This window comes from Acidilutibacter cellobiosedens (assembly GCF_004103715.1).
Lineage (GTDB): Bacteria > Bacillota > Clostridia > Tissierellales > Acidilutibacteraceae > Acidilutibacter > Acidilutibacter cellobiosedens.
Genome location: NZ_CP035282.1, coordinates 3,644,871 through 3,669,391, shown reverse-complemented (window position 1 = coordinate 3,669,391; position 24,521 = coordinate 3,644,871). Strand labels below are relative to the sequence as shown.

Here is a 24,521-nt window from a genome sequence, read left to right as displayed (position 1 = left end):
AATGAAATATGATTTGATTATAAAGAACGGTTTTATAGTGGATGGTTCCGGTAATCCGGGATTTTATGGAGATGTAGGTATTAAAAACGGAAAAATTATAAAAGTGGGAAGTACTGTTTCGGGAGATGCCGATAAAATCATTGATGCTGAAGGAAATCTTGTGTCTCCCGGGTTTATTGATCCTCATGTCCATGAAGAGCTTATAGTGTTGAATGATAATAAATTTGAAGTTTTCTTGAAACAGGGAGTAACGACGATTATTAGTGGGAATTGCGGTCATTCCATAACTCCCTATAGTTCAAGCAATATATATGAATATATGTATAAGAACGGACTGATTGCTCAAGAAACCGTTGAAAAATACAATAGAGATAATCCCAAATGGAACAATTTTTCCGAATATGCTGATTGCGTAACCAGAAAAGGCACAAACATAAATATGGGTTTCTTATTGGGTCATGGAACTATCAGATGGAGTGTTATGGGCGGTTCAAAGGATAGGAAGCCCACTCTCGAAGAAGGAAAAGAAATAGAAAGATTAGTAAGAGAAGGGATGGAGCAGGGTGCCTTTGGGATATCGACAGGTCTTTCCTATATACCAAGCAGATATGCGGATACGGAGGAGCTAATAGAAGTCGCAAAGATTATAAAAGAATACGATGGTATATATGCATCTCATATCAGGTATTATTTAGGAGTTAAAGAAGCAGTAAAAGAAGCAATAAAAATTGGACAAGAATCGGGAGTAAGAGTTCAGGTGTCCCATTTGACTCCTACAGTTCCTGAAGCCTTTGATTTAATCCTTGAGGCAAGGAACAATAAGGTAGAAATAGCTGCTGATACTATTCCCAGAAGTACGGGACATTGTACAAGAAAAGACAGACTTATACAATTTATTATGGCAACATCGTCAAAACTGTTTGATTTGGGAATTGAAGGTGTAAAAGCTGCCTTGAAGACGGAAGAAGGAAGAAAAGAAATCATGAAAGATGAATCCCTGTTTGGAGAAGATAAGAGCAACATCATAATTATAAATACTGATAATCCGGAATTGGAGAATAGAAGCGTTAAGGATATAGCTGCAGAAAAAGGGATAGATTCCGATGATTTGGTTTTGGATCTCTTGGCAGATGACAATGATAACATCACATTTTGGTTGGGAGGCCCTGTAAGGGGAGATTTTCCATATAAGACTCACGAAAAAAATATTCTTGACAACCCTTTAGTAATGGTTGGTTCAGATACAATATTTGGCGAAGTAGACGATCCCTATGCATGGTATGAGCTTCAAAGAAGAGGAGCCTTTCCAATATTCTTTAATATGTATTTAGAAGGAGGCATTAAAATAGAAGAAATAGTAAAAAGAGTGACAAGTCTGCCTGCTCAGCAGTTCAGGATCAAGAATAAGGGATTGTTAACGGAAGGTAAGGATGCTGATATCTCTATAATAAATATAGGTAAATATTATTATCCCAATCCTGATGAGATAGATTATAAGGATCCTTTAAAAACTGCCGACGGTGTGGAATATGTTATTGTAAACGGTAAAATAGCATTAAATAAAGGTAAAGTACTGGAATCATATCCAGGTAAAGTAATATTAAAAAATGAGGAGGAGATTAAAATATGAAAAAATTAGTTGCACTTTTGTTGATACTTGTAATGATATTTTCTATAACTGCTTGTTCTAAAGATAACAGTCCGCCTGATACTGAGGGCTCTGAAAATGGGGGACAAGCAGAAAGCAAATTTGGAGGAGAATTGAAAGTAGGTATAACTACGGATGTAGATATGCTTAATCCTTTAGTATCTAATGACAGGGTAGGATCATGGATTCTTAACAACATCTATCCTACTTTAATGATAATGAATGAAAAGGCAGAGAAAGTACCGTATATTGCTGAAAGTATAACCACTTCTGAAGATGGCAAAACAGTTACGGTTAAGCTCAAAGACGGATTGAAATGGCAGGATGGAGAGCCTCTTACGTCAGCAGATGTGAAATTTACAGGAGATATATTGTATGAGTATAAATTACAATGGCAGGCAGATGTGTTTGATCAAGTTGTATCAGTTAAAACTCCAGATGATTTGACAATAGTTTATCAGCTGAAGCAACCTTACCCCGGCTTTATTACGACTCTCGGATTTTGGCAGAGAATAGTGCCGAAACATATTTGGGAAAAAGTAGAGGATCCTAAAACTTATGCAAATGAACAACCTGTAGGGTTAGGGCCTTATAAACTTTCATCCTATGAAAAGGGTCAATATTATACTTTAGAAAGAGTGGATGAATGGTTTGGTTCCCCGGAAGGGAAACCATATCTTGATAAAGTTACTTTCAGAATATATCCGGACATAAACACAATGGTACTTGCATTAAAAACAGGTGAAATAGATTTGACTGCCAAGGATATTCCTCATTCTGCTGCTGCAGAATTATCAAACAATAAAGATTTTACTGTAGCTAAGACACCGAGCTTAGGATACGTGTATATAGGGTTTAACTATACGAATGAATTCTTAAAGGATAATGCAGTAAGAAAAGCAATTTCGGAAGCAATTGATCGTGAAAAAATCATTACTATGGCCTTAGAAGGTGATGGCATGACAATGCCGGGACCAATTTCGCCGGTATATAAAGAATATCAAAAAGATGAATTTGTATTACCTCAGTTTGATGTGGAAACGTCTAAGAAAACACTATCTGATGCAGGGTATAAGGATTCGGACGGAGATGGAATATTAAACTCTCCATCAGGTAAAAATGTATCTCTTGAACTTATGTATGATGGTAATGACATGTATTTGGATAAGACGGCACAAATATTGGTATCAAATTTAAAGGATGTAGGAATTGAATTGAAATTAAAACCTCTTGAAAAATCAACTTACAGCGATCTTGTATTTAATCAAAAGAAATTTGATATTAACTTGGGCGGCTGGGGAATAATCGAAGATGTGTTTGATAGCATGTATACACTGTTCCATTCAACAGCTCAGCTTAACTTCATGGGCCTCAACAATCCTAAACTGGATGAATATATGGAAGGATCAAAATTTGCTGCGACTCAAGCAGATATTGATAAGAATATGGATTTATTCCAGGAAGAATTTATCAAGGAAGTTCCAGTTGTTCCTTTATATGTTCAGGAGTATAATTTTGCATATTCCAATGCCTTTGATGGTTTTAAGTTATTCCCAAGTGATTTAAAAGGACTTGTGGATCCTCAGTCACTTTGTCAGGTATATAAAAAGTAGATATAAAAAACAACAAGGAGGAAGGATAAATGGGTATTAAGTCAGCATACAAGGGTTACAAGGCATACGACTACCTTGGACCTGAAGACTATAAACACTTTGAGCTTTGTGACGGACTAAACAGAGTTGAAGAATATTTGGTGCCTCTTTCGGAAGATGAGGAAAAAAGGGTAAAAAAACTTGCAAAAGATCTTATCATTATATCTTTACATGAACATCCGGTGTTATTTCCAAAGGATTTAACCAAATTAGATGAATACGCCAGAGAAGGAAGAGAAAGAGCTGCTTATGAAGCCTTATCTCATTCTTATTTGGATGCCGTATTTGATAATATGATGGACGGTACATGTACAATAACATCTAAAAGCGGATGGAAATGGGACGAAGTGCTTTATGACTTAGGAATAAGGCTTTGCGACCTTGCCCACCAGGATTTTGTAATAAGGTGTGAAAAAGTAGATGATATAATTAGGGCTCATAGAGAAGGAAAAATAGCTCTTATACCAAGTATTGAAGGAGCCGCCATGATAGAAAACGAGCTTGATAGAATAGATATACTCTATGGATTTGGGGTTAGGCTCATGGGAGTTGCATATAGTGAAGCTAACGGTTTGGGTTCCGGGCTTAAAGAGGATCGAGACGGAGGATTGACTGCTTTTGGAAAGCGAGCAGTGGAGAGAATGAATAAGGTTGGAATAGCCATAGATTGTTCTCACTGCGGAGTGCAGACTACTCTTGATGTAATTGAGGCAAGCCAAAAACCCATATTTTTAACTCATGTAGGGGCAAGAGCTTTATGGGAGAGCAGAAGGTTATTTCCGGATGAAGTATTAAAAGCATGTGCTGAAAAGGGCGGAGTAATAGGAATTGAAGCGGCACCTCATACTACCTTAACTTATAACAACAGGGAACACTCCATAGTTTCCTTTATGGAGCATTTTGAATATGTAAAGAATCTTGTGGGAGTTGATCATGTAGCCTTTGGGCCGGATACTCTATATGGAGATCATGTTGGGCTTCATCATGCCTATGCGGGTCATCTGTCAACAAAGAGTACTCAAGGCACTCATGACTATAATGAAGTAGAATATGTAAAAGGGTTAGAAAATCCTACGGAAACTTCAAAAAATATTTTAAGGTGGTTGGTTAAGGAAAATTATTCTGACAGTGATATTGAGAAAATACTTTCTGGAAATATTTTGAGAGCCCTTAATGAAGTGTGGATATAGATTAGTAATATGATTTTTATGAAATTAGGAATAGAGGTATAATTGCTTCTATTCCTAATTGTTTTTAACGTATAAATTTGGAGGTGAAATGATTGAATGTAAAGGAAGCGATAACTAACAGAATGAGCATAAGGTCATTTACTAAAGGAGAAGTGTCAAATGAGATGATCTTGGAAATTTTAAGAGCAGGCAATTGTGCGCCTACAGCAGGAAATATTCAGCCTTGGGAATTTATTATTGTTAGAGAGCATTTAACAAAAAAGGAAATAGTAAATACGACATTTCTTGGAAAAGATGAACAAAAAGGTATTCCTCAGAAATGGATGCTTTTAGCACCGATTTTTATAGTAATATGCGCAGATGTTGACAGATCATATAATAAATATGGAGAGAAATCGTTGAAGACATTAATATATCTTGATTGTTCAGCATGTATAGAAAATATGCTTATAACAATAGTCGATTTGAACCTTGGAAGTTGTTATGTTTCCGGATTTAGAGAAAAGGAGTTATCACAAATTTTAAAATTGCCGGCAAATGTTATTCCCATAGGGATTTTACCTGTGGGATATCCCAATGGTATGTCTATAAAGAGACCTAAAATAGATGTTGAATCAAAAATACATTATGAGTGGTATAATAAAAAATAATAATGAGGAAGAACATTGGTATATCTGAATTAAAGAGGAGGAATGGTATTGAAATTATTAAAACTGAAGGGAATAATTGACGGAAAATCCGACAATTTAATAGAAAAGGATTGCATACTTATAGAAGGCGAAAGAATTGAACATGTAGGAACAATTGATGATTTTGGACAATTGGATGATGTTCAAGTAATGGACTTAAGGAATTACTATGCCATGGCAGGTATGATAGACTGTCATACTCATCTGTCTGTAATACCGGAACTTGGTGACCAGATAGGACAATTGAAGATACCGGCTTCTCGAAATATATTAAGAAGTTTGAATAATATCAAAGCTGATTTTAAGGCAGGAACAACTACTATGAGAGTGATGGGAGAAGAAAATTATATAGATATCGAAATAAAAAACGCAATTAATGAAGGATTGATAAACGGACCTTCAATACTTGCATCCGGCATAGGTTTGACATCTATTAACGGACACGGGTATGCTCTTACATCGACGGATGGGTTGGAAGAGATAAGAAAAAGGGCAAGAATAAATTTTCATAAAGGGGCAGATCAACTGAAAATATTTGTTACAGGGGGAGTAAGCAGTGAAGGAAGTGTGTTAAACAAATCCAGTTATTCTCTTGAGGAAATTGAAACTGCCGTATATGAAAGTGAAAGAGCAGGTAAATATGTTTGTGCACATGCCCATGGGGGAGAAGGAATTGATTTGTGCATTAAAGCGGGAGTTAAAAGTATAGAGCATGGAACACTGTTGACGGATAAACAGATTGAAAAAATGATAAAAAATAATATGTGGCTTACAATAACTTCCTTTATAATATTTTCCGATAAAGGAGTGGGATATGGAGACAGAAATAATTCTAAGATACGAGAAAAATTGGAAAAAGTCCGAGATATAGCAAAAGAAAATTACAGCAGAATAGTAAGTTCAGGGATTAATTTTGTTTTAGGTACGGACAGTATGCATGGCTGCCTGCCTGAGGAGGTAAAATTTGTTACAGATTTGGGAGTTTCAAATATAGAGGGAATCAAAGCAGTAACCGGCAGAGCCGCAGAGGCTTGCGGGATAGATGAAATAGGGACAATAGAAAAAGGAAAAATTGCGGACTTGATTATATTGAAAAGAAATCCTGTTGAGGATATTGAAGCATTAAAAGAAATATTTTTAATTATTAAAAAAGGTAAAATAGTAGAAGATTACTTATAACTTATGAAATGAGCCTAACTTATAAACAGTTGGGCTCATTTCATTTTTAAAATATGAATCCTTTCATATTAAAATAAAAAAATATAAAATATATGTAATGGAATGAAAGATTGTACGTATTAACATATGTAACAAGGAACAAAATTACTTAGCTAAGTAAAAAGTTTAGGAGGATTTTAAAGAGATGCAACAATCCGTTTTAGCTAATACTTTAAATAATAGGGAAATGAAAGAGAAATTGTGTGAAGAGAGAGATTTTGAATATATCTTTGAAACCTATTATAAAAGGGTTTACAACTATATATACTACAGAATTAATTGTAAATGCTCAGCAGAAGATTTAACAAGTCAGGTGTTTGAAAAGGTGATGATCAAGATAGATACATATTCTGAAAAGAAATCACCCTTTGAAACATGGCTATTTTCAATAGCGAGAAATATAGTAAATGATTATTTTAGAAGTCTTAAAAGACACAAGTTTTTTTCTCTTGATTCTATAAAAGAACTGATATCGAAGGAAAAAACTCCGGAAGAGATATTAGAAGTGTCAGAAACTAATGATAAGCTTTTAGAGGCCTTACAGGGCCTAAATTCAAAGGAGAGAAACATTATAGCCCTTAAATTCGGAGGAAGTTTAAAAAATAAAGAAATTGCGGAAATATTGAATATAACGGAAACTAACGTAGGGGTAATGCTTTATAGATCTATGAAGAAATTAAGAGCGGAAATGGAAAGAGAGGATTAAGTATGAAAAATTATTTTGGTTCAGAAAAAGTAGTCAGATTTAATGATGATGAGTACAAAGAACTTTTGAAGCTGGGCAGTATTTTAGAAAACAAGGACTTCAGCAAAAAGAGTGATAAAAGAATGGTTTATATCAAGACCTTAAAAAATATTAATAATTGTGGAGGAGATAGAATAATGAGAAAATCAAATAAAACTAAAAAATTTGCCGTTGCAGCATCAGTTGCGGTAATATGTTTTTCCTTGATGCAGACATCCTTTGCTCAAGATCTGCTGGCGAAAATAGTAAACAGCATATCTTTAAAACATATTAATGTTGAACAAATCGAAGAACCGGAGACATACCAGATCCCGGAAGAATTAAAAGGCAAAATTTTTGATAAAGACGGAAATCCTATAAAAGAGTTTTCAAAATCTTATGCTGATGATGGAGTATATACGGCTGATGGAGAAAAAATTGTTGACTTTAAAGACGGAAAGATAATAACTGAATCTGATGAAGTTAATAATAGAGAAGATAACTATATGATAGTTAAGGATCAAGAAAAATTAAATGATTATACCTGCTTTAAGGTTATTCTTCCACAGTATTTGCCGGAAGGCTACGAATTTGACAGGGCAGAATTCTATAAAGGTGAAAACGGAGTTGTAAAAGACAGCAAATATATCGATCTATATTTTGTCAATAAGGAAACGGGGAAACAGATTTTTATGCAGCAGAGGTTTGCCGATGAAGAAACCGCTTATTCAATGTCTACTGGTGATAAGATAGAAAAAGTGAAGATCAATGGCATAGATGCTATAATCTCCGATGGAGGAAATATTGATTGGGAAAATAACGGAGTGCTTTATTCAATGCATATGCATGGAAAAGATATCTCAAGAAGTGAAATAATAAAAGCTGCGGAATCTGTTAAATAGTAAACAATAAAAAACCTATGGGATGGTTGATCCCGTAGGTTTTTTTGTTATTTACATAGTAAATTCGTTAAATGTTGTGTATAATGTAAGTATGATTAGTAAACTTCTTTTTAAGAGGTGTTTTTTGATGATAGATATAGCATTATTAGGCTGCGGAGGCAGTATGCCCATACCGAACAGGTATCTTTCTTCGGTTCTTATGAATTATAACGGAGAAAAAATTTTGGTGGACTGCGGAGAAGGAACTCAGGTATCCATGAAAATATTAAAATGGGGTTTTAAAACTATTGGCACCATATGTATAAGCCACGGTCATGGGGACCATATAATAGGGCTTCCTGGACTTCTTGCAACCATAGGAAACAGCGGAAGAACGGAGCCTATGACCATAATAGGTCCGGAAGGAATAACCCATATAATAAATGGCTTAAGAACCGTAGTTCCTTATTTACCCTATAAAATAAACATAATAGAAAATCCTGACGGAAAATTAAATATTATTAAAGATATGACAATCGAGGTATTAAAATTAGATCATTCGTCTCCATGTATAGGATACAGCTTTTATATAAAAAGAAAACCGAAATTTGAACCGGAGAGAGCGATAAAAAACGAAATTCCGAAGAATCTGTGGAAAATTCTCCAAGATGGGGAAACTGCAATTTACAACGATAAAGTATACGAACCCAATATGGTTCTGGGCAAGAAGAGGAAAGGAATTAAAATAAGCTATATTACTGATACAAGACCAATTGATGCTATACCTGATTTTATACGGGAAAGTGACTTGTTTATATGTGAAGGAAGTTATGGAGATAAAGAGGATTTGGAAAAGGCCATAAAGAATAAACATATGACTTTTGAAGAGGCAGCCAAATTAGCACTTAGGGGAAACGTGAAAGAGCTTTTGCTCACTCACTTTAATCCTTCCATGAGTGAACCGGAATTATATAAATATAATGCGGAATCTGTTTTCCCCAATTCTATAATAGGGTATGACAGGCTGACAAGAACTTTAAAATTTTCGGAAGATGATTGATTTTTAGGAAAGAATATTATTTTCGATTTTAATAAATGGGAGAAAAAATATGACAATAGCTTTGAAAAAATATAAAAAAGATTATAGTTATTCTTATGCCCTGGGAGAGTTTCCCACTATCGAATTAATTAATTCAAAACCGGATAAGGCCATTAAAGTATTGGTAAATTCAAATTATAAAGGAAGTAAAGGGCAGCCGGATATATATGATTTTTGTAAGGATAAGGATATACAAACTGAAACAAACGATAAATTTTTTACAAGAATAAGCCCTAAGGAAAATTGTTATGTTATAGGAATATTTGAAAAATATGATTTATTTTTGCAAGAAGATAAATCCCATATTGTATTAGTAAATCCAAGTAATATGGGTAATATGGGAACAATCATCAGAACTATGGTAGGGTTTGGAATAAATAACTTAGCAATTGTAAGTCCGGGGGTTGATATATTCGATCCTAAAGTTATAAGGGCATCTATGGGTGCATTTTTTAAACTAAACTTTAAATATTATAATTCCTTTGACGAATATAAAAATTCTTTTCCCGGCCATCATATATATACATTTATGCTTAACGGAGCTTCAACAATAAAGGATATAAAGCATAATGCCGATCAGAAATTTTCCTTGGTTTTTGGAAATGAGGCTAAAGGTTTGGATGATAGTTTTTTAAAGGAAGGGACAAGTGTTGTCATAAAGCATACTAATAATATAGATTCTTTGAATCTTCCCATTGCAGTTGGAATTGCAATATATGAGTTTTCAAAGAAAAATATTTATTGAGAGTTTTTTCTTTGACTTATTCACTATAAAGTAATAAGATATATTTAAAATTGAATAGGACAGTTCGTAACCATCCTGTCTCTAAACAAAACTAAGGAACCAAAAGATTATTTTATGATCTTTTATTTTTGTTTATAAGGCGGAAGCGCCTTTTTTTTATTGTTTAATTAAGGAGGAGAAAAATGAAAATTAAATCGAATACTCAAAAAATAGCTATATCGGGAGTTTTTATGGCCCTTTATATCGTGCTCATGTACTTTACTCAGAATTTTGCCTTCGGCCAATATCAGATCAGGATAGCAACATCCCTTTATGCTTTTGCCGGAGTGTATCCTTTCCTTATACTGCCTATGGGAATAGGAAATATGGTAAGTAATATGATTATGGGAGGATTAGGAATATTTGATATAATAGGAGGGCTAATAGTTGGGATTGTTACTACATCGGGAATTTATATGATTAAACGTTTTAATTTAAATGATTGGTTTATAGCCCTTCCCATAATATTTGGTCCGGGGCTAATTGTGCCTATATGGCTTTCCTTTATACTGAACGTACCTTATAAAATATTGGCGGTAAGTTTATGTACAGGTCAGGTTATTCCGTCAATAGTCGGAGTTATAATGGTTAAAGAATTTAAAAAGAGATTAAAATAATGAGGGAGTTGATATAAATGAGCGAAAGAAGTGAAAAGGAGTTAAAGGATATAAAATTGCTGGGGAATCAAGGAATTAAATATAAATACGATTATGACCCGTCAGTATTAGAGACATTTGAAAATAAGCACCAAGGGAATGATTATTTTGTAAAGTTTAATTGCCCGGAATTTACAAGCGTTTGTCCCAAAACAGGACAGCCGGATTTTGCTACTATATATATTTCCTACGTTCCTGGAAAGTTAATGGTTGAAAGCAAATCTTTAAAACTCTATTTTTTCAGTTTTAGAAATCATGGAGATTTTCATGAAGACTGTATTAACATGATAATGAAAGATTTGATAAACTTACTTGATCCAAAATATATTGAGGTATGGGGAAAATTCACACCAAGAGGCGGAATATCCATTGATCCCTATTGTAATTATGGAAGAAAGGGAACTAAATGGGAAGAGGTAGCGGAAAAGAGACTATTCTATCATGACATGTATCCTGAAAAGGTAGACAACAGATAGGAATCTTGTTTTTATTATTGTTTTGAGATAAACTAATAGTAGGCTGGATTAAAAACAAGAGGTGAATAGAATATCGTGAAGGATAAAGAGGAAGGATTAGCGGGACAAGGGTGTGAAATATTGGTTCCCTTTAGTGAAAGAAAACCGTTAGTTGAAATAGAACGAAGCATAATTAAAAAGTACAGAAAATATTTATGGAGCAAATTTATAAAAGCTATTAAAGAATTTGATTTAATCAAAGACGGAGATAAAATCGCGGTAGCTGTTTCCGGAGGGAAAGACAGTATGCTTATGGCTAAATTGTTCCAGGAACTGAGACGAAACGGAAACGCTAATTTTGAATTGAAATTTATAGCAATGGACCCGGGATATCATCCGGATATAAAAAAATTATTAATAGATAATTGTAAATATTTAAATATACCAATAGATTTATTTGAATCAGACATATTTAAAATAACCGATAAAATAGCTAAGGATTATCCCTGCTATATGTGCGCGAGAATGAGGAGGGGAGCATTATATAGAAGAGCAAGTGAACTGGGATGTAATAAATTAGCTTTGGGACATCATTTCAATGATGTTATAGAAACCATTATGTTAAATGTTTTATGTTCGGGGAATTTTAAAACAATGCTTCCCAAACTTAAATCAAGAAATTATGAGGGAATGGAACTCATAAGGCCCATGTACTATATAGAGGAAAAATATATAAAAAGGTTTATCCAGAATAGCGGAATATGGCCCTTAAACTGTGCTTGTATGGTGGCTGCCAAAAGGACGGGAAATAAGCGTTATGAAATAAAAGAATTAATTGAGCATCTTAAAGAAAACTACAAAAATGCAGATATTTCTATATTTAAAGCAGCACAAAACGTGAATATGGATTGTATATTAGGATGGAAAAAAGGCGAAAAGAAATATTCATATCTGGATTTTTATGATGAGGATTAGCTTTCTCATGAGCGGAAAGAGGAGGTGAAATAAATAGGAACTACATTGGAAGATAAGGTATTTTACGGGAATAATATTACTGCAATAAAGAAATGTGAAGATTGTACTGTATATAAAATGAAAGATGCCACAGGGGAAGGCGCTATGACTTGTTATATGATATTTCCAGGCATCGATTTGAGAGCTTTAATTAAGATAGGGATTAGTTAGTTTTAGCTAACCAATCCCTATAATTTTATATTTATCTTGCAACCCATCCTCCGTCAATAAGAATAGGTGTTCCATGGATGAAATCCGAATCATCACTTGCAAGGAATAATGCTAACTTTGCGATTTCTTCGGGGTATCCGTATCTTCCGGCGGGAACGGATTTTATCGCTTCCATGACAGGAGCGTCATCGTTTTTCAATATTTCTTCTGTCATTCTTGTCTTTATGGCTCCGGGGCATATGGCATTTGCTCTTATTCCCAGTTTTCCATAATCATAAGCAATCTGTTTCGTCAACCCTATTACTCCATGTTTGGAAGAAGTGTAAGCTGCCCCGCCTCCTCCGGATACAAACCCTGCAATTGAAGATAAATTGATTATTACTCCTTTTTTCTCCTTTAGCATGTAGGGAATTGCATATTTGGAGCATAAAAATGGGCCTTTTAGATTTACTCCTATTATTCTGTTCCATAATTCTTCTGATGTATCTACTACTGGAGTATAATCATCCAGTATTCCCGCATTATTTACTAATATATCTATTTTTCCAAACTTATCTATGGTTTTCTCTATCATTTGTTTTACGTCTTCGGATTTTGAAACATCAGCTTTTACTGCTATGGCTTCTCCTCCATCTTTTGTTATTTCATCAACGATGGCTTCGGCTTCTTGTGAACTACGAGAATAGTTTACTACTACTTTTGCGCCTTCTTTAGCAAATTCCTTGGCTATTGCTTCGCCCATACCTGCAGCGGCTCCAGTAACTATTGCTACTTTATTATTTAATTTCATATCTTGCCCTCCTCATTGTTATAGTTTTTAAGTATTATTATAAATACCCTTTTTTTTAATATCTATTTAAAAAATTTAATTGGATTTATTACATAAAAATTGTAGCTCATATAAGGTAGATTACTTCTATTGGTCACAATAATGGTTAAGAGAAATTAATTGAAAACAAAAATATAAATATATAAACTATAATTATGAAGAAGGTAATTGGGTAAATATTAAAAAAGGTTTCTATTGGAGCATTAATGAATTAAGACGAATGAGATTTTTCTATGGGCTATAAAAAGATTATTATGGGAGGGGATAAGGATGAAAGCTTTAATAACCGAAAAATTTGATGAGGAGAAATTGAATAAACTAAGAAGTTTAGGATATGACATAATTGTAGAAAAAGAAGACGATGTAAAATTTTCAGAGAATATTAAGGACATAGAAGTTCTTTCATGTTTTGCTGTTTTCCAATCTCTTGATATTTCATTGTTGAAGAACTTAAAATTTATACAGCTTTTTAGTGCAGGAATAAATCAAGTGCCTTTGGATTTAATAAGGGACAGGGGAATATTATTAGCTAATAACAGAGGGGGATACAGCATTCCTATATCGGAATGGATAGTGCTTAAAATTCTTGAGATGGTTAAAAAGAGCAGAGAATTTTATGAAAATCAGCACAAAAAAGAATGGAAAGTCAATACTAGGTTATCGGAAATATATGGCAAGACAATAGGCTTTATCGGCACAGGGGATATAGCCAAAGAAGGGGCGAAGAGAATTAAAAGTTTTGGAACAACTGTATTGGGCCTTAATACTACGGGGAGAGATGTAGAACATTTTGATAAATGTTATAAAACGGAGAATATTAAAGAAATGGTAAGTATGTGTGATGTGGTAGTAGTATCTATGCCTTATACAGATAAGACTTACCATTTAATAAACAAAGATGTGATTGGGAGCATGAAAGACGGAGTATATATTGTAAATATATCCAGGGGAAATATAATTAATGAGCAAGATTTGATATTGGGGTTAAAGGAAGGTAAAATTGGGGGAGCGGCATTGGATGTTTTTGAAGAAGAACCGCTAAAGAAAGAAAGTCCTCTTTGGGATATGAAAAATGTAATAATCACTCCTCATAACTCATGGGTATCGGAAATGGTAAAAGAAAGAAGATTTTATATAGTATATGAAAATTTTAAAAGATATATTTCCGGAGAGAAAATTATTAACTTAGTTGATTTAAATAAGGGATATTAGATAAATATAACAATTTTATTTCGTGAAAGGAGTATCATTATCTACTTAAGAATAATTTCATGATACTTCTTTTTTTTATTTCAAATAAGTTATAATAGTTGCTATAATATTTATATAAAGAAGGCTATTCTTAATTATTACGGATAGAGAGGGAGATGCAGAATAGATAGGAGGTAATATTGTGAAACTTATTTCTTGGAATGTGAATGGACTTAGAGCGTGTATGAAGAAAGGATTTATGGATTATTTCAATAGAGAGAATTCAGACATATTTTGTATTCAAGAGACTAAGATTCAAGAAGGGCAGGTAAATCTGGAATTAGAAGGTTACTATAAATATTGGAATTATGCGGTGAAAAAGGGCTATTCAGGTACGGCTGTATTTACAAAGTCCAAGCCTATATCAGTTAAATATGGAATTGAAATTGATGAATACGATCAGGAGGGTAGAGTTATAACTTTAGAATTTGAAAAATTTTATTTAATTGATGCTTATACTCCAAATTCCCGCAGAGAATTAGAGAGACTTGATTATAGGATGAGCTGGGAAGATATATTTCTAAAATATATGAAGAGATTAGATAATTCAAAACCCGTTATTTTATGTGGGGATCTTAATGTAGCCCATGAAGAAATAGATTTAAAAAATCCTGAAACAAATAGAAAAAATGCAGGATTTACAGATGAAGAAAGACAGAAGATGACTAATATGTTGGAAAGCGGATTTATTGATACTTTTAGATATCTATATCCACAGAAAGAACAAGCTTATACATGGTGGTCCTATATGAGAAAGGCAAGAGAAAGAAATTCCGGATGGAGAATTGATTATTTTATAATATCTGAAAGACTGAAGGACTTTTTAAAAGATTCCATCATTCATTCTGATATTATGGGAAGCGACCATTGCCCCATAGTATTGGAAATGTCCGTATAGAGTATTTTTAATCATTAAAAAATGTATCTATTAACTTTTCTGCCAGTCTCTTTTCTAAAGAAGATTGTATTATCAAGAAAAAAATCATTGAAAATAAAGTTAATTTATCAAAGTTTTCTTCATTAGGATGAATTTGTTTTTGCAATTCATCTATTTTTTTTGGCATTTCTTCAGAAAAATTTTTACATTCTATTGATTGAATATCAGTAAAGTTTTTATATAAATTTTCAATGGAGATATCACTTACGGAAGATAGTAGGGAATGAATATCACCAATAGATAAAATCTGTTTTAAATGATAAATTAATATTAAAAGCATCATATGATCTTTAGAATATTTTTTCTTTTCAGGGGGAGGAAGTATTTTATTTTTTGTATAGTTATTGATCATGGTTTTGGTTAATATCTTATCTTCTTTCGTCCTTTTGAATTCTTTTAATTTATCTTCCATAAAAGTTGTCACTTGGTCCATATATAAATCAATATCCGGAATTTCCGATAAATCTATTTGTTTTAAAGAAATATTTTTCTTAATCAAATTTATCAATTCTTCTCTTTCAAAAGTCATATATATCACCTCTATTATATTATAAAGTCTCCCTTACCGTATATCAATATAATAAATTAATTTTTTTTGAAATAAAAAAATATATTGAAGTATCAATAACAATATATTATAATACATATATATTATAAAGTGGTTTTTAAAACTATTAAATTACATAAATAGATTAAGGAGTGGTTTTATGAATATAAAAATTAAGGACCCTATCAGTGCATTAACTCATTTTATAGGAGCTGTTTTATCTGTTTTTGGTACTATGATATTAGTAAAATATGTAGAGCCTATAGGAACATATAAAGATATGATTTCTGTTATTGTTTATGGGATAAGTCTTATTTTATTGTATACGGCAAGTACGGTATATCATTGGTCCCCTGCTCAAGGAAAAGTAAACAGGATCTTAAGAAAGTTGGATCATATGATGATTTATGTTCTGATTGCAGGAACATATACTCCAATATGTATGATTTCTCTTTCGGGGAAATGGCGATGGGGTTTATTAATAAGTATTTGGGTTCTTGCTGTTGGAGGAATTATCTTGAAAGCTCTTTGGATGGATGTACCTCGATGGATTTCTACAACTATCTATATTCTTATGGGATGGCTTGTGGTACTTGCTTTTTTCCCCTTAAAAGAAGTTGTCTCGATAGAAGGAGTAGGTTGGCTAATCGGAGGAGGTATCTTCTATACTGTAGGAGCAATTATATATGGTTTAAAATGGCCTAAATTTAAGTGGAGAGGATTTGGATTTCATGAATTATTTCATCTCTTTGTAATGGCAGGGAGTGCATGTCATTTTTGGATGATTTTTAAATATGTAATAGGCTCGATATAAAATTGTATTCATTTTTCAAGTTTTTATATATATTCATAAAAGCAATTGATAATTCGTATTCAACAATATTTATCAATTGCTTTTTTATAATCCATGAGGAAATCCTAATTTGCTTAATTTATTAGTGTTTCAACAGAAACCTTTTTAATTAATTTTTTCTGTAGCTAAAAATATTTTCTAAAAAAAGTGTTATTAGTAATATTTTTTAAATTATATTGTCTTTCTTTTTTCCTTATATTATTATATAGATAAATTATTAAAAGGAGGTTGTAAGAATGGGGGGTGTTTTATTAACTGTAGATTGGGATTATTTTATGCCTTATATGAAGGAATGGAAGGGTTCTTATGCGGAAAACAAATCTAATATCTTAAAGCATTGGTATAGAATATATATCGAGAGTTATATTAAAGGTATAGATATAACGAAATCTATGGATATAGGAGGTGAAGAAAAAGATTTCTGGGATAATATTGTTGAAAAGTTTCAATTAGAGAATGTTCATAAGATAGTAGTTTCCGAATCCCATGAAATGGCCTATGAAATAGCTAAGGAGGGTGACCTTAGAGAGATTTATTCCTTTGATGCTCATTCGGATCTGGGTTATGGAGGAATTGAATCCTTGAATTTTGAAGTTAATTGTGCCAATTGGCTTGGAAAGCTTTTTAGGGATGGTTTAATTAATGAGGCTAATATTATTTACAGTCCTTATAGCGCTGAAAGGGCCGAAGACTTTAAAGAGATAAATGAAAGATTTAATATTAAATATCCTACTTGAACTTCTATTTCTCAAGGGGTAGATATAAAATCAATTTATATATGCAGATCAGGGCCTTGGACTGCTCCTTGGTTGGATAAAAAGTTCTTTAAATTTATAGAAGAACCAGGTTTGCCTTTGAAAATAATAGACTGTCCATTTAGAGAATGGAATGTGGAGAAACTGAAACTATCGGATTTTATAAATTTTACTATGGGGATAAATTAACATGATGGAGGTGGCAATATGATTAAAGTTCAGGGAATTACAAAAAAGTTTAAAGATTTTATGGCTGTTGATAATGTCAGCTTTCAGGTGAATGAAGGGGATGTGTTAGGGCTTCTTGGAGAAAATGGAGCCGGAAAGACAACTATTCTTAGAATGTTAGCAACAATGCTTAGGCCTACTTCAGGCACGGCGGAAATAAACGGCTATGATCTTTTGAAACAGCCTGATAAGGTAAGAGGAGAAACAGGAATATTATTTGGAGGAGAAGTGGGAGTATATGACAGACTAACTGCCAGAGAAAATATAAGATATTTTGCGGAATTGAATAATATGAAAAAGGAAAAAGTAGATAAGAGAATTGATGAAATATCAGTTATGCTGGGAATGTCAGAATATATAGATAAAAGAGTAGGAAAATTTTCCAGAGGAATGAAGCAAAAAGTTTCCATAGCAAGATCTATAGTTCATAATCCAAATATCATGCTTTTTGATGAACCTACCTCAGGGTTGGATGTTACTTCCTCAAGGATTATTCATAACTTTATAAGATCCTGTAGGGACGAGGGAAAGATAATAATATTCTCAAGTCATACTATGAGCGAAGTAGAAGAACTTTGCGACAGAATATTAATAATTCATAAGGGAAAAGTAGCAGCAATGGGAACGACTGCCGAGTTGAAATCTCATTTTAATAATGAAAATCTGGAAGATGTATTTATGGAATTGGTAGGTGATAAGAATGAACTTTAATCATATATCTATTATATTGAAAAAAGAGCTTGTAGACATGTTTAGGGATAAAAAAACAATTATATCCAGTATACTCATACCTATAATTATATTTCCCTTGATATATGGCTTTATGGGATTAAGCCAGAAAAATATCAGCAAGGGTATTGAAGAACATGGAGTAGATATAGCTTTAGTATCGGAATCGAAAGATTCTTCAATTGTGGATTTTTTTAAAAACGATTCTGAATTTAATATTATTGAAACAAAAAATCCCCAAAAATCCCTTGAAGAAGGAGATATTAAAGCATTGATCAATATATCCGAAAATTTTGATGATAATATTTCTAAGGACAAAGTTGCATCTATTACGGTAAATTATGATGATTCAAATCAAACCTCTATTATGGCAATGAGCATAATAAGAGAAACAATATCCAAATATTCGGCCTCCATTGTTTCAAACAAGTTAAAGGATAGAGGAATAGATCCATCTATTTTAAATCCTATAAATATAAAAGAAGAGGGAATTGCGCAAGAAGGAGGAACGGGAGCTATGATTTTTTCAATGTTATTTCCTTTAATGCTTTCCATATATTCCGTTACTTCATCTCTTCCTTCAGCAACGGATAACGGAGCCGGAGAAAAGGAGAGAGGGACATTGGAACCTTTACTTACGACCCAGGTTAACAGAACATCATTATTTATAGGAAAATATCTTGCTATAACCATATCCGGGATAATAGGAACTTTTTCATCTATCTTAGGATTATTTATAGCTCAGAGATTTAATACCGAGCTTTTAGGGGAGGGAGTCAATTTTACATTTTTGTCAATAATCATGATTTCTCTTTCGGCTATATGTTTAACTCTTATTTTTTCAGCATTAGAGCTTGCAATAAGTATTTATGCCAGATCCTTTAAAGAAGCTCAGACTTATTTAAGCCCTTTGAGCATAGTGGTTATGATTCCGGCTTTTGCAACTTATATGATTGACCCGAAAAGTATTTCCACTACCTATTTTAATATACCTATCGTCAGTCAGATAAGTATAATGAAGGAGTTGATAGTGGGGATATACAATCCTGTCCACATAGCTTTATCATTTAGTTGGGCAATAATATATATTATCCTTGCTACAATCTTTGCGAGGAAGATGTTTGAGAATGAATCAGTAATATTTAGAGTATAATCATTAGGACCTTCTGTAATGGAAATTAAACTTTACAGAAGGTTTTTTTACAGTCTATAAGAAAATTTCGTTTACATTAGTATAAATTTTCTGTATTGACACTGATAATATTTGGATTGTTGCTCTATTTAGAATATAAGTATGTAGAAGTAGGTGCATATTATGAAAATTGAAAGGAAAGAAATAAAATGGCATGTTTTAATGTGGATTGTAGTGATATTTTTGTTGATACCCATTGTATTTGCTATTTCAAATTCATTTAAGACGATTTCAGATGCGATGAATAATGTATTTAATTTAATACCGGAAGAGTTTACTTTGAAAAACTATAAATATGTATTTAAAAGATTACCTTTCTTTCAAATAGTAATGAATACTTTTACGGTAGCTTTTACAGTTACTTTGTTTAAATTACTGACCAGTATTCTGACAGCATATTCATTGGTTTTTTTTAATCTAAAGTATAAGAATTTTATCTATTATTTGTTGTTGAGCACCATGTTTATACCTTTTACAGTTACCATGATACCAAATTATATGACGATATCGGCTATGGGTTTCAGAGATAATATAATTGGTGTAATTTTACCTCAGATGGCTGATGCATTAGGGATATTTTTAATACGCCAAGCCATGAGGACCATACCGAAATCCTTAATTGAATATGCCCATTTAGAGGATATTGGTAATATGAGGACGATAAAGGATATTGTTATACCATTGACAAAACCGGCTATTACATCTACCGGAATAATTTTCTTTATTAATTCTTGGAACGAATATGTATGGCCGGTTTTGATTTTAAAATCGAAAGAAAATTATACATTATCTTTGGCACTTCAGATGTTCATCAGTTCCGAAGGAGGAACGGAATTTACGATAGCAATGGCGGTCTCCGTACTTACCATGATAATTCCTTTAATTTTATATATAGTATTTCAAAAATATATAATAGATACATTTTCTTTTTCCGGTATAAAGTAATAGGAGGGTTTAAATGAAAGACATTATATTTGATAATGGCAGGAAAAAAGGTTAACGAAGTACCAAGCGGGCAAAGAAATGTTGCCATGGTATTTCAGAATTATGCTCTGTATCCTCACATGAGTGTTGAAGACAATATAAAATATGGAATGAAGGTTCATAAGATAAGTCCCGCAGAAATAGATAAAAGGTACAAAAAGGCTATAGAATTACTGAAACTCGATGGGTTGAAAAACAGAAAACCAAAAGAATTATCGGGTGGTCAAAGGCAGAGAGTTGCTCTTGCCAGAGCCATAGTAAAGAGAGCGGACTATTTTCTTTTAGATGAGCCTTTATCTAACTTGGATGTTCAGCTAAGAGTCAGTGCAAGAAAAGGCTTGGTTGAACTTCATGATATTTTTCAGCAAACATATGTATATGTAACTCATGACCAAACAGAAGCTATGACTATAGGTAACAGAATAGCATTATTTAATAAAGGAGAATTGCAGATGCTGTCAACCCCGGAGGAAGTATATAGGAGGCCTAAAAATGTATTTACAGCTAATTTTGTAGGCTCACCTCCTATGAATATAATTAAGGGAAGATATGAACACGGAGATATATGGTTTAATGAAATAAATTATGATTTACATGATGACTGGTGTAAACTTATATCTGAAAAAAATAGCTCAGATGTAGTATATATAGGGATAAGGCCAGAAGATATCATACTAACAAAAGCAAAAGACAGGTTTTCTGTTAAAGGGACAATAAAATATATGGAAAATTACGGGAATAAAAAGGGGATTTATATAGATGTTGGAAAAACGGAGATAATAGCTCTGGTAGATAATATGGAATATGAATATGGCTCACAGATAAATGTTATTTTCAGCCCAGAAAAAATCCATGTTTTTGATGGTCAAACATTAAATTCCTTTATTAATAGATGTTGGACATGTAAATGCGAATAGTTGGAATACAGAAAAAATCATAGCTTATCATTTACACAATAATGATGGGATTCATGATTCTCATAACGGGATTAGAGAAGGCAGCTTTGATTTTGAAAAATTTATAAAGTTATATAAGACATTTACTCCCAATAAGGATTTAATCCTTGAGTACTCCGACAGATATAAAGATAGAATTGATTATATAGCACGGGATGCGGAATGGCTGATAAACAGTTTAATATAAGTATTTCATAATTTTACCTATCTTTAACTCCGGCTTTACAATTTCTTAACAGAGGGAGATTATAATTTACTTGTAAATAAAAAGTGAGAAGTATGGAAATAATAATTTTGAGGAGGAATATTAATGAAATCAAAGAGTATATTTGCATTCCTGTGTGTGATTATTTTGGTAATGGGAATTTTTACAGGTTGTGGGAAGAAAGATGATACTGCACCGGCAGGAGATCAGACAAATGGAGAATCCAGAAAAATATTAGTCAATGGGTCCACGTCAGTACAGCCCTTAGCTGATGAATTGGTTAAAAAATATAAAGAAGCTCATCCAAATGATGTAATAGATATTCAGGGCGGAGGTTCAGGAGTAGGAATAAAGGCAGCAATGGACGGAACATCTGATATAGGAATGTCTTCAAGAGAACTTAAAGATGAAGAAAAGTCGTTAAAAGAGTATAAAATAGCTATTGATGGAATAGCCGTCATAGTTAATCCGGCAAATAGTGTAGAAGATCTTACTACAGAGCAAATCAGAAAGATTTATACAGGTGAAATTAAAGACTGGAGTGAAATAGGCGGAAAATCAGGAAAGATAACTGTTGTAACCAGAGAGGAAGGTTCAGGGACAAGAGGAGCCTTTATAGAATTGACGGGATTGGAAGTTGAAGAGAATGGCAATAAAGTTGATAAAACTATGGCCGGAGCAATAACTCAAGGATCAACGGGAGCAGTTATGACCACAGTTGCGGGAGATGAAAGTTCCATAGGATTTGCTTCCTTTGGCAGCGTAGAAGGTTCTAAGGATTTAAAGGTTTTAAAAGTTGACGGAAATGAATGTACGGAAGATAATATATACAGCAGCACTTATAAATTAGCCAGACCGTTTTTATTGGTAACGAAAGAAGAGCCTACAGGACTTGCAAAAGATTTTATTGATTTTATATTAAGTGAAGAAGGTCAGAATTTAATAGAGGAGAATAATTATCTAAAAGTAGAATAGTAGGTTTTGATTAAAAAGGCAGAGACATTGAGAAAAGCAGTGTTTACTGCTTTTTTTTATGAAAATTTTTATATGTATTTGGGCATCATACTTAACATGAATTTAACATAATTTTAACATAGAAATAACATGGAAATATTAAGATACTCTATGAATAGAAGGATAAATGTGAGGGGTGAAAATGTGAAATTTCACGAAAGATTAATTGAAATTATACTATTTTTATGTGCTCTAAGTGCCATATTTGGTTTAGCATTAATTACCTATTTTATTTTCAGAGAAGGAGTTCCCATAATGATTAAATATGGTATAAAGAAGTTTTTATTGGGAACAACATGGGCACCTTTAAGATATGAATATGGGATACTTCCTATGATAATAGGAACAATTCTTACTACTTTAGGGGCATTAATATTAGGGGTTCCTATAGGAGTAGGATGTGCTGTATATTTAGCTGAGATCGCTAATGAAAAATTTGCGAAGATAGTAAAGCCCGCAATTGAATTATTGGCCGGAATACCATCAGTAATATATGGACTATATGGACTTACTGTAATCGTTCCTTTTATTAAAAAGGTATTTAATAATCAAGGATTTAGTATTTTAGCGGGAAGTATAATACTTGCCATAATGATATTGCCTACAATAGTAAATATTTCTGAATCCGCCATAAAAGCTGTGCCTTCTACATATAAGGAAGGTTCCCTTGGTTTGGGTTCTTCTCATTGGCAAGCCATATATCGCGTAATAGTTCCATCTGCGAAATCAGGAATTACCGCTTCCGTTGTATTGGGAATGAGTAGGGCTATTGGGGAAACTATGGCGATTATTATGGTACTTGGAAATACCGCTATTATTCCTCAAAGTATATTATCTCCTGCAAGAACTCTTACAGGAAATATAGGAATCGAAATGGGATATGCATCTGCAGAACATCAAAAAGCTTTATTTGCCACAGGTGTTGTATTGTTTATATTTATAATGATATTAAATATTATAGCGAATATGATATATAATAGGGCAGGTGAAAACAAATGAAAGATGATATGGAACATAAAAATTCTATTGCATCTACGAAAAGAGCGGAAAAATTTGCATTTGGTATAATAAAATTTTGTGGTATAATAACTATCATAATTTTAGTTGCAATAATAGGTAAAATTCTTATTAATGGTATACCTCATTTATCGTGGGATTTTCTAACAAAAGAGCCTGAAAATATGGGGAGAGAAGGAGGAATTTTTTCCGTTATTATAACTACAATATATCTTACGTTGTTTTCTATCGTAATAGCCGGACCTATAGGAGTCTGCGCGGCCATATTTTTAACCGAATATGCAAAGGAAGGGATTATATTAAAAATCATTAGATTTGGGACAGAATCGTTAGCAGGGGTTCCTTCAATAATATTTGGCTTGTTTGGATATGTATTCTTTGTAGTGGCTCTTAATTTAAAATATTCCATAGTATCCGGAGGACTTACTCTTACTTTAATGATAATTCCTACTATAATCAGAACTTCCGAAGAAGCTATCAAAGCAGTTCCCGTATCATACAGGGAAGGAAGTTTGGCTTTAGGAGCTACTAAGTGGCAGACAATATATAAAGTTGTAATTCCTGCTGCTATGCCCGGGATAATGACGGGAATAATATTGGGAATCGGCAGAGTAATAGGAGAAACGGCAGCGGTTATATTTACAGCAGGAAGTTCTCTTGGGCTTCCGGAATCCATATGGAGACCGGGAAGGACCATGGCCGTTCATCTTTATATATTGGCATCGGAAGGATTATCGCAAGGGAATACTTATGCGACTGCTACAGTATTAATAATTACCGTTTTGATAATTAATCTTATAGCCAATAAATTAATGAAAAAACTTTCCAAAGCATAGGAGGATA

The 24,521-nt window shown here is 32.9% G+C and carries 26 protein-coding genes; 24 read left to right on the top strand and 2 right to left on the bottom strand.

Annotation, left to right across the window (positions count from 1 at the left end; all coding sequences use genetic code 11):
• The first annotated feature begins 1 nt into the window (after window position 1).
• The 13 genes from EQM13_RS17725 (at window position 2) to EQM13_RS18355 (ending at window position 12,181) form a co-directional block, all read left to right on the top strand.
• Window positions 2-1,630, top strand: a complete 1,629-nt coding sequence (locus EQM13_RS17725) for an N-acyl-D-amino-acid deacylase family protein (RefSeq protein ID WP_071141217.1) — start codon at window positions 2-4, stop codon at window positions 1,628-1,630.
• Window positions 1,627-3,261: an ABC transporter substrate-binding protein gene (locus EQM13_RS17720; protein ID WP_071141218.1), complete on the top strand. Its 1,635-nt coding sequence runs from the start codon at window positions 1,627-1,629 to the stop codon at window positions 3,259-3,261. Before EQM13_RS17725 ends, EQM13_RS17720 begins: the two co-directional genes overlap by 4 nt.
• Before the next feature lie 29 nt (window positions 3,262-3,290).
• Window positions 3,291-4,490, top strand: coding sequence for a dipeptidase (locus tag EQM13_RS17715; protein ID WP_071141219.1), 1,200 nt, complete (start codon window positions 3,291-3,293; stop codon window positions 4,488-4,490).
• Window positions 4,491-4,582: 92 nt separating this feature from the next.
• Window positions 4,583-5,140: a nitroreductase family protein gene (locus EQM13_RS17710; RefSeq protein ID WP_071141220.1), complete on the top strand. Its 558-nt coding sequence runs from the start codon at window positions 4,583-4,585 to the stop codon at window positions 5,138-5,140.
• A gap of 48 nt (window positions 5,141-5,188) precedes the next feature.
• Window positions 5,189-6,358, top strand: a complete 1,170-nt coding sequence (locus EQM13_RS17705) for an amidohydrolase family protein (RefSeq protein WP_071141221.1) — start codon at window positions 5,189-5,191, stop codon at window positions 6,356-6,358.
• A gap of 184 nt (window positions 6,359-6,542) precedes the next feature.
• Window positions 6,543-7,103 (top strand): ECF subfamily RNA polymerase sigma factor, BldN family, encoded by a 561-nt coding sequence (locus tag EQM13_RS17700; protein ID WP_114219096.1) that lies wholly within the window; start codon window positions 6,543-6,545, stop codon window positions 7,101-7,103.
• 2 nt (window positions 7,104-7,105) lie between these two features.
• Window positions 7,106-8,023, top strand: a complete 918-nt coding sequence (locus EQM13_RS17695) for a DUF4367 domain-containing protein (protein ID WP_128753398.1) — start codon at window positions 7,106-7,108, stop codon at window positions 8,021-8,023.
• A gap of 127 nt (window positions 8,024-8,150) precedes the next feature.
• Window positions 8,151-9,062 (top strand): ribonuclease Z, encoded by a 912-nt coding sequence (locus EQM13_RS17690; protein ID WP_071141224.1) that lies wholly within the window; start codon window positions 8,151-8,153, stop codon window positions 9,060-9,062.
• A gap of 49 nt (window positions 9,063-9,111) precedes the next feature.
• Complete coding sequence (locus tag EQM13_RS17685; protein WP_200796179.1) at window positions 9,112-9,846, top strand: TrmH family RNA methyltransferase; 735 nt, start codon at window positions 9,112-9,114, stop codon at window positions 9,844-9,846.
• A 182-nt stretch (window positions 9,847-10,028) separates the two neighbouring features.
• On the top strand, window positions 10,029-10,502 hold the full coding sequence (locus EQM13_RS17680; RefSeq protein ID WP_071141225.1) for a QueT transporter family protein: 474 nt from the start codon (window positions 10,029-10,031) through the stop codon (window positions 10,500-10,502).
• A 17-nt stretch (window positions 10,503-10,519) separates the two neighbouring features.
• The gene (gene queF / locus EQM13_RS17675; protein ID WP_071141226.1) at window positions 10,520-11,017 is read left to right on the top strand and encodes a preQ(1) synthase; all 498 of its coding nucleotides are present in this window, start codon (window positions 10,520-10,522) and stop codon (window positions 11,015-11,017) included.
• Between the two features lie 117 nt (window positions 11,018-11,134).
• The gene (locus tag EQM13_RS17670; protein ID WP_373419522.1) at window positions 11,135-11,971 is read left to right on the top strand and encodes a tRNA 2-thiocytidine biosynthesis TtcA family protein; all 837 of its coding nucleotides are present in this window, start codon (window positions 11,135-11,137) and stop codon (window positions 11,969-11,971) included.
• 45 nt (window positions 11,972-12,016) lie between these two features.
• Window positions 12,017-12,181, top strand: coding sequence for a hypothetical protein (locus EQM13_RS18355; RefSeq protein WP_159429073.1), 165 nt, complete (start codon window positions 12,017-12,019; stop codon window positions 12,179-12,181).
• Between the two features lie 31 nt (window positions 12,182-12,212).
• Here the strand turns inward: EQM13_RS18355 and EQM13_RS17665 are convergent, their stop codons facing one another.
• Window positions 12,213-12,971 (bottom strand): SDR family NAD(P)-dependent oxidoreductase, encoded by a 759-nt coding sequence (locus tag EQM13_RS17665; protein WP_128753397.1) that lies wholly within the window; start codon window positions 12,969-12,971, stop codon window positions 12,213-12,215.
• A gap of 309 nt (window positions 12,972-13,280) precedes the next feature.
• On the opposite strand from EQM13_RS17665, the gene EQM13_RS17660 reads away from it, so the two are divergent.
• Window positions 13,281-14,222, top strand: a complete 942-nt coding sequence (locus EQM13_RS17660; protein ID WP_128753396.1) for a phosphoglycerate dehydrogenase — start codon at window positions 13,281-13,283, stop codon at window positions 14,220-14,222.
• Between the two features lie 181 nt (window positions 14,223-14,403).
• Window positions 14,404-15,159: an exodeoxyribonuclease III gene (locus EQM13_RS17655; RefSeq protein ID WP_071139469.1), complete on the top strand. Its 756-nt coding sequence runs from the start codon at window positions 14,404-14,406 to the stop codon at window positions 15,157-15,159.
• A gap of 7 nt (window positions 15,160-15,166) precedes the next feature.
• Here EQM13_RS17655 and EQM13_RS17650 read toward each other — a convergent pair whose 3' ends face one another.
• A complete protein-coding gene (locus tag EQM13_RS17650; RefSeq protein ID WP_114219103.1) occupies window positions 15,167-15,727 on the bottom strand; it encodes a DUF1836 domain-containing protein in 561 nt (186 codons plus the stop codon).
• 178 nt (window positions 15,728-15,905) lie between these two features.
• Between EQM13_RS17650 and trhA the strand changes: the two genes are divergently transcribed.
• The 9 genes from trhA (at window position 15,906) to pstA (ending at window position 24,514) form a co-directional block, all read left to right on the top strand.
• The gene (trhA, locus tag EQM13_RS17645; RefSeq protein WP_128753395.1) at window positions 15,906-16,559 is read left to right on the top strand and encodes a PAQR family membrane homeostasis protein TrhA; all 654 of its coding nucleotides are present in this window, start codon (window positions 15,906-15,908) and stop codon (window positions 16,557-16,559) included.
• 275 nt (window positions 16,560-16,834) lie between these two features.
• On the top strand, window positions 16,835-17,335 hold the full coding sequence (locus tag EQM13_RS17640) for a hypothetical protein (RefSeq protein ID WP_200796045.1): 501 nt from the start codon (window positions 16,835-16,837) through the stop codon (window positions 17,333-17,335).
• Window positions 17,336-17,560: 225 nt separating this feature from the next.
• Window positions 17,561-18,292, top strand: a complete 732-nt coding sequence (locus EQM13_RS17635) for an ABC transporter ATP-binding protein (RefSeq protein ID WP_071139458.1) — start codon at window positions 17,561-17,563, stop codon at window positions 18,290-18,292.
• Window positions 18,282-19,463 (top strand): ABC transporter permease, encoded by a 1,182-nt coding sequence (locus tag EQM13_RS17630; protein ID WP_071139457.1) that lies wholly within the window; start codon window positions 18,282-18,284, stop codon window positions 19,461-19,463. Before EQM13_RS17635 ends, EQM13_RS17630 begins: the two co-directional genes overlap by 11 nt.
• A 162-nt stretch (window positions 19,464-19,625) precedes the next feature.
• Window positions 19,626-20,447 carry a carbohydrate ABC transporter permease gene (locus EQM13_RS17625; RefSeq protein WP_128753394.1) on the top strand — a complete coding sequence of 274 codons (822 nt, stop codon included), beginning with the start codon at window positions 19,626-19,628 and terminating at the stop codon, window positions 20,445-20,447.
• A 35-nt stretch (window positions 20,448-20,482) separates the two neighbouring features.
• Window positions 20,483-21,403: an ABC transporter ATP-binding protein gene (locus EQM13_RS17620; protein WP_071139455.1), complete on the top strand. Its 921-nt coding sequence runs from the start codon at window positions 20,483-20,485 to the stop codon at window positions 21,401-21,403.
• A 349-nt stretch (window positions 21,404-21,752) separates the two neighbouring features.
• Complete coding sequence (locus EQM13_RS17615) at window positions 21,753-22,622, top strand: phosphate ABC transporter substrate-binding protein (protein ID WP_128753393.1); 870 nt, start codon at window positions 21,753-21,755, stop codon at window positions 22,620-22,622.
• A gap of 183 nt (window positions 22,623-22,805) precedes the next feature.
• Entirely contained in the window at window positions 22,806-23,660 is an 855-nt protein-coding gene (pstC, locus tag EQM13_RS17610; protein ID WP_240662964.1) for a phosphate ABC transporter permease subunit PstC, read from the top strand.
• The gene (gene pstA / locus EQM13_RS17605) at window positions 23,657-24,514 is read left to right on the top strand and encodes a phosphate ABC transporter permease PstA (RefSeq protein ID WP_240662963.1); all 858 of its coding nucleotides are present in this window, start codon (window positions 23,657-23,659) and stop codon (window positions 24,512-24,514) included. Before pstC ends, pstA begins: the two co-directional genes overlap by 4 nt.
• Window positions 24,515-24,521 lie beyond the last annotated feature (7 nt).

Bases quoted from the DNA above. Each gene is read 5' to 3' on its own strand.
- EQM13_RS17685 (WP_200796179.1), top strand. From the start codon at position 9,112: ATGACAATAGCTTTGAAAAAATATAAAAAAGATTATAGTTATTCTTAT.
- EQM13_RS17720 (WP_071141218.1), top strand. From the start codon at position 1,627: ATGAAAAAATTAGTTGCACTTTTGTTGATACTTGTAATGATATTTTCT.
- EQM13_RS17615 (WP_128753393.1), top strand. From the start codon at position 21,753: ATGAAATCAAAGAGTATATTTGCATTCCTGTGTGTGATTATTTTGGTA.
- EQM13_RS17690 (WP_071141224.1), top strand. From the start codon at position 8,151: ATGATAGATATAGCATTATTAGGCTGCGGAGGCAGTATGCCCATACCG.
- EQM13_RS17695 (WP_128753398.1), top strand. From the start codon at position 7,106: ATGAAAAATTATTTTGGTTCAGAAAAAGTAGTCAGATTTAATGATGAT.
- EQM13_RS17640 (WP_200796045.1), top strand. From the start codon at position 16,835: ATGGGGGGTGTTTTATTAACTGTAGATTGGGATTATTTTATGCCTTAT.
- EQM13_RS17630 (WP_071139457.1), top strand. From the start codon at position 18,282: ATGAACTTTAATCATATATCTATTATATTGAAAAAAGAGCTTGTAGAC.
- EQM13_RS17665 (WP_128753397.1), bottom strand. From the start codon at position 12,971: ATGAAATTAAATAATAAAGTAGCAATAGTTACTGGAGCCGCTGCAGGT.
- EQM13_RS17725 (WP_071141217.1), top strand. From the start codon at position 2: ATGAAATATGATTTGATTATAAAGAACGGTTTTATAGTGGATGGTTCC.
- EQM13_RS17625 (WP_128753394.1), top strand. From the start codon at position 19,626: ATGAAAATTGAAAGGAAAGAAATAAAATGGCATGTTTTAATGTGGATT.
- EQM13_RS17650 (WP_114219103.1), bottom strand. From the start codon at position 15,727: ATGACTTTTGAAAGAGAAGAATTGATAAATTTGATTAAGAAAAATATT.
- EQM13_RS17700 (WP_114219096.1), top strand. From the start codon at position 6,543: ATGCAACAATCCGTTTTAGCTAATACTTTAAATAATAGGGAAATGAAA.
- EQM13_RS17660 (WP_128753396.1), top strand. From the start codon at position 13,281: ATGAAAGCTTTAATAACCGAAAAATTTGATGAGGAGAAATTGAATAAA.
- queF (WP_071141226.1), top strand. From the start codon at position 10,520: ATGAGCGAAAGAAGTGAAAAGGAGTTAAAGGATATAAAATTGCTGGGG.
- EQM13_RS17715 (WP_071141219.1), top strand. From the start codon at position 3,291: ATGGGTATTAAGTCAGCATACAAGGGTTACAAGGCATACGACTACCTT.
- EQM13_RS17635 (WP_071139458.1), top strand. From the start codon at position 17,561: ATGATTAAAGTTCAGGGAATTACAAAAAAGTTTAAAGATTTTATGGCT.
- trhA (WP_128753395.1), top strand. From the start codon at position 15,906: ATGAATATAAAAATTAAGGACCCTATCAGTGCATTAACTCATTTTATA.
- EQM13_RS17680 (WP_071141225.1), top strand. From the start codon at position 10,029: ATGAAAATTAAATCGAATACTCAAAAAATAGCTATATCGGGAGTTTTT.
- pstA (WP_240662963.1), top strand. From the start codon at position 23,657: ATGAAAGATGATATGGAACATAAAAATTCTATTGCATCTACGAAAAGA.
- EQM13_RS17620 (WP_071139455.1), top strand. From the start codon at position 20,483: ATGGCAGGAAAAAAGGTTAACGAAGTACCAAGCGGGCAAAGAAATGTT.